A 13,817-nucleotide genomic window follows, 5' to 3' on the forward strand; every position below is an offset into this window, starting at 1 on the left:
ACGAATGGAGGCTCTTCATGAGCGCTGTTATCACGCCTGCCGATTTTAACGATTACAAAGTTGCCGACATGTCCCTGGCTGCCTGGGGCCGTCGCGAAACCATCATCGCCGAGTCGGAAATGCCGGCCCTGATGGGTCTGCGTCGCAAGTACTCCGGCGAACAGCCGTTGAAAGGCGCCAAGATCCTCGGCTGCATCCACATGACCATTCAGACTGCCGTGCTGATCGAAACCCTGGTTGCCCTGGGTGCCGAAGTACGCTGGTCGTCCTGCAACATTTTCTCGACTCAGGATCAGGCTGCTGCCGCTATCGCTGCTGCCGGCATCCCGGTTTTCGCCTGGAAAGGCGAGACTGAAGAAGAGTACGAGTGGTGCCTGGAGCAGACCATCCTGAAGGATGGCGCACCATGGGACGCCAACATGATCCTCGACGACGGCGGCGACCTGACCCAGCTGCTGCACGACAAGTACCCACAAGTACTGGATCGCGTTCACGGCGTGACCGAAGAAACCACCACCGGCGTACACCGTCTGCTGGACATGCTGGCCAAGGGCGAACTGCGCATCCCGGCCATCAACGTCAACGACTCGGTAACCAAGTCCAAGAACGACAACAAGTACGGCTGCCGTCACAGCCTGAACGATGCGATCAAGCGCGGTACCGACCACCTGCTGTCCGGCAAGCAAGCGCTGGTCATCGGTTACGGTGACGTGGGCAAGGGCTCGGCCCAGTCCCTGCGTCAGGAAGGCATGATCGTCAAAGTCTCCGAAGTTGACCCGATCTGCGCCATGCAGGCCTGCATGGACGGTTTCGAACTGGTTTCGCCGTTCATCGACGGTATCAACGACGGTTCCGAAGCAAGCATCGACAAAGCGCTGCTGGGCAAGATCGACCTGATCGTGACCACCACCGGTAACGTCAATGTTTGCGACGCGAACATGCTCAAAGCGCTGAAGAAGCGTGCTGTTGTCTGCAACATCGGTCACTTCGACAACGAAATCGACACCGCTTTCATGCGCAAGAACTGGGCATGGGAAGAAGTGAAGCCACAGGTACACAAGATCCACCGTACCGGCCCGGGCGCATTCGACGCGCAGAACGACGACTACCTGATCCTGCTGGCCGAAGGCCGTCTGGTGAACCTGGGCAACGCCACTGGCCACCCAAGCCGCATCATGGACGGTTCGTTCGCCAACCAGGTTCTGGCGCAGATCTTCCTGTTCGGCCAGAAGTACGCCGACCTGTCGCCAGCCCAGAAAGCCGAGCGTCTGACCGTTGAAGTACTGCCGAAGAAACTCGACGAAGAAGTGGCCCTGGAAATGGTTCGCGGCTTCGGCGGCGTGGTCACTCAACTGACCAAGCAACAGGCTGACTACATCGGCGTGACCGTCGAAGGCCCGTTCAAGCCGCACGCTTACCGCTACTGATTGACGCGACGGCCTGCTCTCCCTGTGGGAGCGGGCTTGCTCGCGAAAGCGGTATGTCATTCAACATTGGTGTTGCCTGACCCGCCGCTTTCGCGAGCAAGCCCGCTCCCACATGGGCCGTGCAAGCCTCACAGGCTTCGTGTTTCCAAGGGTATTTCCCATGTCCCAAGACCGTCGCTACAGCTTCGAGTTCTTCCCGACCAAGACCGATGCTGGGCAAGAAAAACTGCTCGCCACTGCCCGTCAGTTGGCCACTTACAACCCCGATTTCTTTTCCTGCACCTATGGCGCTGGTGGTTCGACCCGTGATCGCACCCTCAACACCGTTCTGCAACTGGAAAGCGAAGTCAAAGTACCGGCCGCACCGCACCTGTCGTGCGTCGGCGACAGCAAGGACGACCTGCGCGGCCTGCTGAACGAGTACAAGGCAGCCGGTATCAAGCGCATCGTTGCCCTGCGCGGCGACCTGCCGTCCGGCATGGGCATGACCAGCGGCGAGCTGCGTCACGCCAATGAACTGGTGGAATTCATTCGTGAAGAAACCGGTGATCACTTCCACATCGAAGTCGCCGCTTACCCGGAGATGCATCCGCAAGCGCGCAACTACGAAGACGATCTCGCCAACTTCGTGCGCAAGGCCCGCGCCGGTGCCGACAGCGCGATCACCCAGTACTTCTTCAACGCCGACAGCTACTTCTACTTCGTCGACCGTTTGCAGGCGCAGGGTGTCGATCTGCCGATCGTGCCGGGGATCATGCCGATCACCAACTACAGCAAGCTGGCACGTTTCTCAGATGCCTGCGGTGCGGAAATCCCGCGCTGGATCCGCAAGCAACTGGAAGCCTACGGCGATGACAGCCAAAGCATTCAGCGCTTTGGCGAGCAGGTCGTCAGCGAAATGTGCGAACGTCTGCTGCAGGGTGGCGCACCGGGGTTGCACTTCTATTCCATGAACCAGGCCGAACCGAGCCTGGCGATCTGGAACAACCTGAAGCTGCCGCGCTAAGCAACACCCGAGCAAGACCCGAAGATCGCAATTTTTGACAGTGTTCCGGCTCTGCGAACCCTGCCAGAAGCTGCGATCTTTTTCTTTTAACGCCCGAAACAGAGCTTGTGCAGCCACTTTCTGGCTCTTTCGCGTTTCTCGTCGTAATCTCAAGCCATGCCTTTGATCACGCAGTTATTCGCCGTGCTGGTTTTTGCTTGCCTGAGCTTTGCCGCTCGGGGCGAGAAGTTGCGTATTGTCACCGAGCCATGGGCGCCTTATGTCTACGAAGAGGGCGGCAAGAACCTCGGGCTGGACTACGAAACCACTGCCATTGTGTTCAAGCGCCTGGGGATCGAGGTCGAGTGGCAGTTCCTGCCATGGAAGCGCTGCCTGTCGATGCTTGAAACCGGCCAGGCCGACGGCGCGCTGGACATCTTTCACAGCGCCGAACGCGACGCCACCCTGCTCTACCCCAGCGAACCGCTGTCGGACGTCGAGTTCGTGATGTTCTACGCCAACGACCGCCCGCACCCGTTCCATAAGCTCGAAGACCTCAAAGGCCTGACCATCGGCACCTCGCCGGGATATCTGTACAGCCCGGACTTCAGCGAATCCTTGCTGTTCACCCGTGAACCGGCGCCAACCCACGAGGCGAACTTCGGCAAACTGCTGCGCGGGCGCATCGACTTGCTGATCACCGATCGCCGTGTGGGTCAGCATTTGCTCGATCAACTGAATATCCGCGATCAGATCACCGAAAACCCCACCGTCATTAGTCGTCAGAGCCAATTTCTGGCGGTTCGACGCAATGCCGGGATGGATCTACTGGTGCAGCGTTTCGGCGCCGAACTCAAGCGTTTCAAGCGTGAACCGGCCTATGCCGAGCTGAGCGCACGCTACGGCGCAGCCCCGGCCGGCACCGCGCCGCTGGGCAACGCCTCGGCCAGCCGCAAAACCGTTGAGCAGCAGGAAAGCAGCGCGCAGTGATTGCTCTGTTATACTCCGGCGTTCCCGCCAGGCTCACGCCCGGACGCCCGGAACCGTAACAGGCCTCTAGACCCGCTACAGCGCAGCTTTTCAGCCCGCGCGAGCGCTCCTGACGTGCCTTCGAGACCGCAGCTGGACCGGACGGGATCGCGTCCTCTTAAACGCGATTCGCGCCAGGCAAGACTCCCATTGGGCCAAGCCCTAACTAAAACAGGATTACTCATGTCCTTTGCTTCCCTCGGTCTCTCCGAGGCTTTAGTCCGTGCCATCGAAGATGCGGGCTATACCGAGCCTACTCCGGTGCAACAGCGGGCCATTCCCGCCGTGTTGCAAGGTCGCGACCTGATGGTTGCGGCACAGACAGGTACCGGTAAAACCGGCGGTTTCGCCCTTCCGATCCTGGAGCGGTTGTTCCCCAACGGTCACCCGGACAAATCCCAGCGTCATGGCCCGCGCCAACCGCGCGTATTGGTCCTGACTCCGACCCGCGAACTCGCGGCCCAGGTTCACGAGAGCTTCAAGATCTACGCCCGTGACCTGAAATTCGTCAGCGCCTGCATCTTCGGCGGCGTCGGCATGAACCCACAGGTTCAGGCCATGTCCCGTGGTGTTGACGTGCTCGTTGCCTGCCCGGGTCGCTTGCTCGACCTCTGCGGCCAGGGCAGCGTTGACCTGTCCCACGTCGAAATCCTCGTCCTCGACGAAGCCGACCGCATGCTCGACATGGGTTTTGTGCACGACGTGAAGAAAGTCCTCGCGCGTCTGCCAGCCAAGCGTCAGAACCTGCTGTTCTCGGCGACCTTCTCCAAAGACATCACCGACCTTGCCGGCAAGCTGCTGCACAACCCGGAACGCATCGAAGTGACGCCGCCGAACACCACGGTCGAGCGCATCGAACAACGCGTCTTCCGTCTGCCGGCCAGCCACAAGCGTGCCCTGCTGGCGCACCTGATCACCGCAGGCGCCTGGGAACAGGTGCTGGTGTTCACCCGCACCAAGCACGGCGCCAACCGTCTGGCCGAGTACCTGGACAAACACGGCCTGCCGGCTGTGGCGATCCACGGCAACAAGAGCCAGAACGCTCGCACCAAAGCCCTGGCCGACTTCAAGGCCGGTGAAGTGCGTATCCTGGTGGCCACCGACATCGCTGCTCGCGGTCTGGACATCGATCAGTTGCCACACGTGGTCAACTTCGAACTGCCGAACGTCGATGAAGACTACGTGCACCGTATCGGCCGTACGGGCCGTGCCGGTCGTTCGGGCGAGGCGATCTCGCTGGTTGCGCCGGACGAAGAAAAACTGCTGAAAAGCATCGAACGCATGACCAAGCAGAAAATCGCCGACGGCGACCTGATGGGCTTCGATTCGAGCACCATTGAAGCCGAGAAACCGGAAGTGCGTGAGCGTCCGGACGTGCGCAATCCACGCAATCCACGTGGCCCACGCGGCGACGGCCCGAATGGCGGCGGTGGCGGCGGTCGTAAAGACAAAGGCAAAGACAAGGGCAAGGAAAAACCGGCCGGTGAACGTGGCGAGCGTCCTGCCCGTCAGCAGAAGCCGCGCGAAGGCACTCCAGCCCGTGAACAGCGCCCAAGCCAGCCGCCACGTGCTGCTGCCGATCGCGCACCGGACGAGTTCCTCGACGACGATATCGACAACTTCGGTAACCGCGTTGACTACGTGCCGAAGCCGGCTCCTGCTGGCGGTCGCGGCCGTCGTCCAGGCGCACCGGCTCAGGGCGCAGGCGCAGGTTCGGGCGCACCACGCGGCGGTCAGTCGCAGGGTCGTCAGAACGGTCCGCGCAACAGCAACGGTTCGAGCACCGGCACCCCGCCGGCCAAACGCAGCGGCCCGCGCAACGGCGCACCGCGTGATGGTCAGTCGGCTCGTCGTGACGAGTCCTCCTCGTCGTCGCGCAACCGCCGTCCAGCTCGTGACGATCAGCCACGTAGCGAGCCAGCCGTACAGAACCCGCGCAGCACCGGGCCGAAGATCATGCACAAGGAATCGAAAGCCGACCGCTTCCCGACGCCTGAGCAGCTCGATCAACTGCCAAGCCGCCCGCGTGGCGAAAAACCAGCACTGCTGACCCGCAATCGCTGATTTGACGCTGCAATGAAAAATGCCCTGACTCGCAAGAGCCGGGGCATTTTTTATGGACGACCCAAACCCGCTTTCCTACAGGGGGAATTGTGTTTTGGCGGGCAATAAAAAACGCCCCCGGCCTTTCGACCGGGGGCGTTTTTCTGTGGTGGGGGAAAGTTATTTAACTTTCACGCCTTCCAGCGAGATATCCAGATCTGCAGTTTGCGAGGTAGGACCTGGGCCCTTGATCCCGAAATCGTTCAGGTTCAGGGTGGTCTTGGCGTTGAAGCCAGCACGCTCGCCGCCCCATGGATCCTTGCCTTCGCCGTTGAACGTGGCTTTGAAGGTCACAGGCTTGGTCACGCCGTGCAGGGTCAGGTCGCCGGTCACGTCAGCAGTCTTTTCACCGGTCGACTTAACGGCGGTGGAGACGAACTTGGCATCAGCAAACTTGCCCACGTCGAGGAAGTCTTTGCTGGCGATGTGCTTGTCACGTTCAGCGTGGTCCGACCACAGGCTGGCGGTTTTCACGTCGACAGCGATCTTGCTGGCTTCAGGCTTGGCCGAATCCCACGAGAACGTACCGTCGAAATCCTTGAAAGTACCGTGGATGAAGCTGTAACCCAGGTGGCTGATTTTCCAGTCAACGAAGGCGTGCCGACCTTCCTTGTCGATTTTGTAATCCGCTGCCATGGCCTGAGCCGAGAGCAGTGCAGAACCGATTGCCAGAGCGGCCAGAGTCTTTTTCAACATGCTTTCTTTTCCTTTGAGTCGAGGTTGAATTTCAGGCTTTGCGACCGAGCATTCGCGTCAGGGTCGCATCACGATCGATAAAGTGGTGCTTCAATGCTGCCAACGCATGGAGGCCGGAAAAAATTACCAGCGCCCACGCCAGCCAGAGATGAATCACCCCAGCGGTATCTGCCTGATCCGGTAGCCCGGAGACCAGTGCAGGAACTTCAAACAGGCCAAACACCGGGATCCCGACACCGTCTGCGGTGGAAATCAGGTAACCGGCAATCATCACAGCGAACAGCGCCAGATAAAGAAACCCGTGGCCGAATTTGGCGCCAATGCGGGTCATGCGGCTGTAGCTTTGCAGTGTTGGTGGCGGTGGGCTGATAAAGCGCCAGAGTACCCGCAACACCATCACACCCAACAACACCAGACCGATGCTCTTGTGCAGATCCGGCGCGTCTTTGCGCCAGCTGCTGTAGTAATCCAGCCCCACCATCCACAGACCCAGTGCGAACAGCCCGAAGACTGCCAGCGCCACGCCCCAGTGCATGAAGATGCTGACCCAACCATAGCGTGAAGAAGAGTTACGTAGCTGCATTGCCCAAATCCTGTGAGAACTGCGAACCAAGACTAGCGAGTTATCTATCGAATTAAAGCGGAAAATTTTGCTTTGAAGTATCGAGAAATACGATCAAGAGTCTGTAAGTGGCTTGTTAAGGAAAGATTAAAGGGAAAAGTGTGGCGGGATGTTGTTTCTAAGCAATGGATTTTTGTTGGCAGAGCTGGCCCTATCGCGAGCAGGCTCACTCCTACAGTTGGCCGTATTCCAATTGGAGAAATGCGATCCCCTGTAGGAGTGAGCCTGCTCGCGATAGCAGTCCTACAGGCAAAAAAAAGCGCGGCATAAAAGCCGCGCTTCTTCATTCACCGCAAGGCTTACTGCGCCTTGGTCTCGGTCGTTGCAGCAGGCTTGGCCGCTGGCTTCTTCGCCGGTTCAGCCTTTTTCGCAGCAGGCTTGGCTGCGGCTTTCTTCGCGTCGGTTTTGGCCGCCGGCTTTTTCGCCGCAGGCTTGGCTGGCGCTTTCTTCGCCGGCTCGGTTTTCACCGGAGCGGCTGGTTTCGGTGCTTCCACCGGAGCTGGCGCAGGGGCTGGAGCCGGTGCAGGCGCTGGGGCCGCTGGAGCTGGAGTTGGCTCAGGCGCCTTCACAGGCTCTGGCTTCTTCTCGTCATCCGAACCACCGAACAGGTTGCTGAAGAAGTTGCCCTTCTTCGCCGCCACGGCACCCGCCGCGCCTGCTGCTGCAGCCGGAACCACTTTGACCGGTTCAAACGACTTGCCGGCTGCCAGATCTTCAACCTGACTGGCCGCACGCTGACCGGTGCGCAGTGCGCCTTCCAGAGTGCCCGGGTACAGGGTGTCGGTGTGTTCGCCGGCGAACGTTACGCGTTGCAGCGGACGTTCCCACAGGCGCCAGAACTTGCTGATCTGGCCCGGGCCGTAAGCCAGGTAGGCGCCGCCCATCGACGGGTCGGTGCTGTAACGACGGATCTCATAACCGGTGAACGAGCCACGGGCCTGTGGATAAAACGCGTGCAGACGGATCAGCACCTGATCGACCATCTGCTTGTCGCCGAATGCCTGCATTACGCGAGCGTTGTCGCCGGACAGGTTGATCACCACGTTGGCGCCGCCCTTCAGCGCAGGCTCGATCCACAACATGCCGAGGCCAGTGTTGCTGTAGATCTCACCGGACATGCGCGCCTTGCTTTCCCAGACTGGCGTCTTGAACTTCAGCATGATCTGGTCGCGCCAGCCGTAGTTGATGCCCTTGATCGCAGCCAGGTGCTGGGCATCCAGCGCAGGCGTCAAAGCAATCTTGTTCAGCGCACGCAATGGCACGGCCAGTACGACGTAATCAGCCTGGTAGCCAACACTGCCGACCTTGACGGTCACGCCGTCCTTGTCCTGATTGATCGCTGACACCGGCGAGTTGGTCTTGATCGTCTTGATCTGTTTGACGAACGCCTGGGCCAGCACCTGACTGCCGCCGACCAGACGCGAAGCACGCAGGTCACGGTCGGAGACGCCGCGATACACGCGGTTCTGCTGGGCGAAATACAGCAACGACAGACGCGAAGGTTCGTCGTAGTGAGTACGGATGTCCTGGTTGATCAACTGGCGCGCGGTGGCCGGCAGATTCTGCTTGTCGAGCCAGCTCGACACGGTGATTTGGTCCAGCGCGTGCAGCGTGCTGGTCGCCGCCGGGTTCTGCGGGTCGTCGATCGAGCGCGCCAGATCGTCGAGGGTTTTCTGGTAGCGCTTCAAGGCGTCGGCGGTGACCGGTTGCTTGGTCGCCAGATCAGCGGCGGAGAAATACTCGCCGTCGATCAGATAACCCGGCGTACGCACGAATTCCGGAGCCGGCGTGGTGCCCAGCTTGAAGGTCGAGACGTACTTGTTCAGCACCGGTTGGGTCTTGTCGTTGCCGATCCACTCGCTGGTGGCCATGCCGGAGCGACCGCCCAGGCTCGGTTTGGCCTCCAGCAGGGTGACCTGCCAGCCCTTGTTCTGCAGCTCGTAAGCCGCGGTCAGGCCCGACAGGCCGCCGCCGATCACAATTGCGGTTTTATCCTTGGCCAGCGCCGTAACGCTGAACAGCCCCAACATCACCAGCGCACAGGCGCGCAGCCAACCGACAGACATTCAGCGAACTCCGGAAATACACGTAGGAAAAAGCAGTTTTGCGGGTCAGACGACCCAAAGAACCGCGAAGAATACGTCAGCCATCAAAACGCCGCCAGCGACGTCTATCGGCCCATACAAAGTAGCTCAATCGACGCAATGGGTTGTCCTGGCGCGATGCATTGCATAGGCTTGCGCGATTGTTCGCCCGCGCCTGACGCGAGCCGCCTCGAGGAGACTGTAAATGGGCCTGAATAACCAGTGGATGCAACGCGACCTCGCGGTGCTGTGGCATCCCTGCACCCAGATGAAAGACCACGAACAGCTGCCGCTGATCCCGATCAAGCGCGGTGAAGGCGTGTGGCTCGAAGACTTCGAAGGCAAGCGCTACCTCGACGCCGTCAGCTCCTGGTGGGTCAACGTGTTCGGCCACGCCAACCCGCGCATCAACCAGCGCATCAAGGATCAGGTCGATCAACTGGAACACGTGATTCTTGCCGGTTTCAGCCATCAGCCGGTGATCGAACTGTCCGAGCGTCTGGTGAAGATGACCCCGGAAGGCCTGAACCGGGTGTTCTACGCCGATAACGGTTCGTCCTGCATCGAAGTCGCGCTGAAAATGAGCTTTCACTACTGGCTCAACCGCGGCCAACCGAACAAAAAGCGCTTTGTCACCCTGACCAACAGCTACCACGGCGAAACCATGGCAGCGATGGCCGTTGGCGACGTGCCGCTGTTCACCGAAACCTACAAAGCCCTGCTGATGGACACCATCAAGGTGCCGAGCCCCGATTGTTACGGGCGCCCTGAAGGCATGAGCTGGGAAGAACATTCGCGCAACCTGTTCGCGGCCATGGAACAGACTCTGGCCGAAAATCATGACAGCGTCGCGGCAGTGATCGTCGAACCGCTGATTCAGGGCGCCGGCGGCATGCGTATGTATCACCCGGTGTACCTCAAGCTGCTGCGCGAATCCTGCGATCGCTACGGCGTGCATTTGATCCTCGACGAAATCGCTGTCGGCTTCGGCCGCACCGGGACCATGTTCGCCTGTGAACAGGCCGGCATCCGCCCGGATTTCCTCTGCCTGTCCAAGGCCCTGACCGGCGGCTACCTGCCGCTGGCCGCATGCCTGACCACCGATGAGGTCTACAGCGCGTTCTACGACGACTATCCAACCTTGCGCGCCTTCCTGCATTCGCACAGCTACACCGGCAACCCGCTGGCCTGTGCGGCGGCACTGGCGACGCTGGATATCTTCGAGCAGGACAACGTCATCGAGAACAACAAGGCCCTGGCCCAGCGCATGGCCTCGGCCACCGCGCATCTGGTCGATCACCCGAACGTCTCGGAAGTGCGCCAGACCGGCATGGTCCTGGCGATCGAGATGGTCAAGGATAAGGCCACGAAAGAGGCCTACCCTTGGCAGGAACGTCGCGGTTTGAAAGTGTTCCAGCATGCTTTGGAGCGTGGCGCGCTGCTGCGTCCGCTGGGCAGCGTGGTGTATTTCCTGCCGCCATACGTGATCACCCCGGAGCAGATCGACTTCCTTGCCGAAGTCGCCAGCGAAGGCATCGACATCGCCACGCGTGACAGCGTCAGCGTCGCTGTGCCGAAAGATTTCCACCCCGGCTTCCGCGATCCGGGCTAACCGTGACCGCTCGTTCCCACGCGCAGCAAAGGAATGCAGCCCGGGACGCTCCGCGTCCCAAAGCGGACGCAGAGCGTCCATTGAGGCATTCCCACGCAGAGCGCGGGAACGATCTAATCTGAGAGACCCGAAATGAGACTGTCCCGCTTCTTTATCGACGCCCCCCTGAGCACCGGCGAACACGAACTGCCGGAAGCCCAGGCGCATTACATCAGCCGCGTGCTGCGCATGGCCGAGGGCGATGCGGTGCAGTTGTTCGACGGCTCCGGCCATGAATTTCGCGGCGCCCTGCTGGACGTCGGCAAGAAGCGTGTGACCGTGCAGATCGACGAGCAACTGGCCGGCCAGGTCGAGTCGCCATTGCAGATCCACCTCGGCCAGGGCCTGTCCCGGGGCGAGCGCATGGACTGGGCGATCCAGAAAGCCACCGAGCTGGGTGTGAATGAAATCACCCCGATCTTCAGTGATCGCTGCGAAGTCCGCCTGAAGGACGAACGCGCCGACAAACGCCTGCTGCACTGGCGTCAGGTGGCGATCAGCGCCTGTGAGCAGTGCGGCCGTTCGCGGGTGCCGGTGATTCATCCGCCGGTGTTGTTGGCTGACTGGATCAAGCAGACCGAAGCCGAGTTGAAACTGGTGCTGCACCCTGTGGCGGAGCCGCTGGTGAGCCATGCCAAACCGGCGACGCTGGCGTTCCTGATCGGGCCTGAAGGTGGTTTGACGGATGCCGAAGTCGAGCAGGCCAAAGGCAACGGCTTCCACGCCGCCCGCCTCGGCCCGCGCGTGTTGCGTACCGAGACGGCGCCGGTGGTTGCACTGGCGGTAGCCCAGCAGCTTTGGGGTGATTTCTAGGGCCTCTTCGCGAGCAAGCCCGCTCCCACAGTAGATCTTGGGTGTACACAAAGTTTGTGCTCACTGGACATCCACTGTGGGAGCGAGCTTGCTCGCGAAAAGCTTCACCTCGGTCTAACTGTCACTCCACCGGATCACTGACAGGCTTGGCAATAATCGCCTTCAACTCGCTGGTCATCGGAAACTCCAGGTTCAACCCTTTCGGCGGAATCGGCTGTTCGAACCAGCGTTTGTAAATCCCATTGATCTCCCCCGAACGATACAGCTCAGCCAACGCGCCATTCACCAACGCGAGGAACTGCGGATCGTCCTTGCGCACCATGCAGCTGTAGATCTCCCGCGACTGCTCCTCCCCGACCACCACCCAGTGATGCGGATCGCGCGCCTTGGCCCGTTCGCCGTAGAGCAACGCGTCGTCCATGTAGAACGCCACCGCCCGCCCCGACTCGAGCATCTGGAATGCCTCGCCATGATCCTTGGCGCTGATCACTGACATATCGAGCTTGTGATCGTGGTTGTAGCTCTTCAGATAGCGCTCGTTGGTGGTGCCCGCCGTGGTCACCACGTTCTTGCCACGCAGATCGTCGAAGCGCTGGATGCCACTGTCCCTGGCGGTCAGCAACTGCCCTTTGACGTAAATGAACCCGTAGGAGAACGACACCTGTTTCTGCCGCTCGGCGGTGACTCCGGTGGAGCCGCACTCAAGGTCGACCGTGCCGTTCTGCACCAGTGGAATGCGCGTCTGCGAGGTGACGAGGTTGTACTTCACCTTCAGCTCCGGCCGCGCCAGTTGCTGGCGGATACGTTCGACAACCTTGCCGGCCAGATCCACCGAATAACCCATCGGCTGACCGCTCTGATCGCCCACGTAAGAGAACGGCACCGACGCATCGCGATAACCCAGGGTGATGCTGTTGGCGCTGGCGATTTTGCCAAGAGTGCCGGTCAGCGGCGCCTCATTGGCCTGAGCCTGACTGCCGAGCAGCAGCCCCAAAGTACAGGCAAGCAACGTGATTTTTTGCATTGTTATTCTCCGTTGTGGGCATTGTTGTTTTTGAACGGTGAAGCATCAGTCAATCACGCCGCACGGGGATTGAAGCCGTGCAGATCAATAGAGGTACGTTGCTGGCCAATCAGTTCGCTGAGCAACCGTCCGCTGCCACAGGCCAAAGTAAAACCGAGCGCACCGTGGCCAAGGTTCAGCCACAGATTGCGATACGCCGTGGCACCCAGCAGCGGCACGCCAGTGGGCGTCGCCGGGCGCATACCGGCCCATTCCACGGCGGCCTCATAGTTTCCGGCGTCGGGGAAGGTGTCGCGCGCCTGACGCTTGATCAGCGCCAGCCGCTGAGGATCGACCGCCGGATCGAAACCGACAATGTCGACCATCGCCGCCACCCGCAACTGTTCGCCGATGCGCGCGTAGACGATCTTGCGGTCGTAGTCGGTGATGCTCATGTCCGGTGCCCGATGTTCAGCGCCGATCGGCACCGTCAGGCTGTAGCCCTTGAGCGGATACAGCGGCAGGCGCAGGCCGGGCAACGCCAGCAGTGGGCTGCGATGGCCGGCGGCGATCACCAGTTGTTCAACCGGCAGCACTTCGCTACCCAGTTCGATAGCGCTGACGGCGCCATTGCTGTGGCGAATCCCGGTCACGGCCTGACCAAGGCGAAACTCACAACGCCCAGAGGCGCGCAATCGCGCGGCCAGTTGCAGGCAAAACCCATGGCAGTCGCCCACTTCTTCGTCCGGCGTGTAGATCGCCCCGACAAACGCGGCGTCGGCCAACGCGGGTTCCAGTTGCGCGCATTCGGCAGCGGACAACACCTGCTGTTGCTGCGGGTCGGCCAGGCCCTTGCGCGCATGTTCAAAGCTGCCGGCGTTGCGGAAGGTCACGAGTTTGCCGTTACGACGCCAGTGGAATCCACTCAGGCCGTCATCCTCGCGCCAGTGCTTCAGCGTGCGTTGGCTGAGCAGCGCCAGACGCAACAGATGCGCGGCGTTCTCGCGGTTGACCGAAGTGCGGCAGGCGCCGAGGAACGCGGCCATCCAGCGCCACTGCGCCGGATCCAGACGTGGGCGCAGCTTGAGCGGTGAGTCGCCGCGCAGCATCCAGCCCAGCGCCTGCAACGGCACCCCGGCATCGGCCAGCGGTGCGACATAGCGATAGGACAACTGGCCGCCGTTGGCGAAACTGGTTTCGACGCCGAGCGCATCCCGCGCTTCGATCACCGTCACCTCAAAACCGTCGCGCACCAGCGCATACGCCGTTGCCAGACCGATCACCCCACCACCGATGACGCATACACGCTGAGCCATGTCTGTCCCTGAAACCGTTGTGAAGACGGGGCCGAGGTTAGGGCCAGGTGACAGCCGGCGAACAATGAATAAAGATGTTCGCCCCATA

11 protein-coding genes are annotated in these 13,817 nt (G+C 60.9%); 6 read left to right on the forward strand and 5 right to left on the reverse strand.

Going from position 1 to position 13,817, the window contains the following annotated elements; translation table 11 throughout:
• The first annotated feature begins 17 nt into the window (after positions 1-17).
• From ahcY to QMK55_RS11260, 4 genes are all read left to right on the forward strand, one after another.
• Positions 18-1,427, forward strand: a complete 1,410-nt coding sequence (ahcY, locus tag QMK55_RS11245) for an adenosylhomocysteinase (RefSeq protein WP_102357732.1) — start codon at positions 18-20, stop codon at positions 1,425-1,427.
• A 160-nt stretch (positions 1,428-1,587) separates the two neighbouring features.
• The gene (gene metF, locus QMK55_RS11250; protein ID WP_102357770.1) at positions 1,588-2,433 is read left to right on the forward strand and encodes a methylenetetrahydrofolate reductase [NAD(P)H]; all 846 of its coding nucleotides are present in this window, start codon (positions 1,588-1,590) and stop codon (positions 2,431-2,433) included.
• Between the two features lie 156 nt (positions 2,434-2,589).
• The gene (locus tag QMK55_RS11255; RefSeq protein ID WP_102357731.1) at positions 2,590-3,402 is read left to right on the forward strand and encodes a substrate-binding periplasmic protein; all 813 of its coding nucleotides are present in this window, start codon (positions 2,590-2,592) and stop codon (positions 3,400-3,402) included.
• 222 nt (positions 3,403-3,624) lie between these two features.
• A complete protein-coding gene (locus QMK55_RS11260; RefSeq protein WP_320329190.1) occupies positions 3,625-5,505 on the forward strand; it encodes a DEAD/DEAH box helicase in 1,881 nt (626 codons plus the stop codon).
• A 159-nt stretch (positions 5,506-5,664) separates the two neighbouring features.
• On the opposite strand, the gene QMK55_RS11265 is transcribed toward QMK55_RS11260, so the two are convergent.
• From QMK55_RS11265 to QMK55_RS11275, 3 genes are all read right to left on the reverse strand, one after another.
• Entirely contained in the window at positions 5,665-6,240 is a 576-nt protein-coding gene (locus tag QMK55_RS11265) for a YceI family protein (protein WP_320329191.1), read from the reverse strand.
• A 31-nt stretch (positions 6,241-6,271) separates the two neighbouring features.
• Positions 6,272-6,823: a cytochrome b gene (locus tag QMK55_RS11270; protein WP_025109173.1), complete on the reverse strand. Its 552-nt coding sequence runs from the start codon at positions 6,821-6,823 to the stop codon at positions 6,272-6,274.
• A 338-nt stretch (positions 6,824-7,161) separates the two neighbouring features.
• Positions 7,162-8,928 (reverse strand): flavin monoamine oxidase family protein, encoded by a 1,767-nt coding sequence (locus tag QMK55_RS11275; protein WP_320329192.1) that lies wholly within the window; start codon positions 8,926-8,928, stop codon positions 7,162-7,164.
• 223 nt (positions 8,929-9,151) lie between these two features.
• Here QMK55_RS11275 and QMK55_RS11280 point away from each other — a divergent pair, with 223 nt between their 5' ends.
• Both QMK55_RS11280 and QMK55_RS11285 read left to right on the forward strand, forming a co-directional pair.
• Positions 9,152-10,558: an adenosylmethionine--8-amino-7-oxononanoate transaminase gene (locus tag QMK55_RS11280; RefSeq protein ID WP_102357725.1), complete on the forward strand. Its 1,407-nt coding sequence runs from the start codon at positions 9,152-9,154 to the stop codon at positions 10,556-10,558.
• A 132-nt stretch (positions 10,559-10,690) separates the two neighbouring features.
• Positions 10,691-11,410 (forward strand): 16S rRNA (uracil(1498)-N(3))-methyltransferase, encoded by a 720-nt coding sequence (locus QMK55_RS11285; protein ID WP_320329193.1) that lies wholly within the window; start codon positions 10,691-10,693, stop codon positions 11,408-11,410.
• 121 nt (positions 11,411-11,531) lie between these two features.
• On the opposite strand, the gene QMK55_RS11290 is transcribed toward QMK55_RS11285, so the two are convergent.
• Entirely contained in the window at positions 11,532-12,434 is a 903-nt protein-coding gene (locus QMK55_RS11290; RefSeq protein ID WP_320329194.1) for a transporter substrate-binding domain-containing protein, read from the reverse strand.
• A gap of 53 nt (positions 12,435-12,487) precedes the next feature.
• Complete coding sequence (locus tag QMK55_RS11295) at positions 12,488-13,729, reverse strand: D-amino acid dehydrogenase (protein WP_102357720.1); 1,242 nt, start codon at positions 13,727-13,729, stop codon at positions 12,488-12,490.
• Positions 13,730-13,817 lie beyond the last annotated feature (88 nt).

The sequence above is a fragment of the Pseudomonas sp. P8_229 genome (assembly GCF_034008635.1).
Classification (GTDB): domain Bacteria; phylum Pseudomonadota; class Gammaproteobacteria; order Pseudomonadales; family Pseudomonadaceae; genus Aquipseudomonas.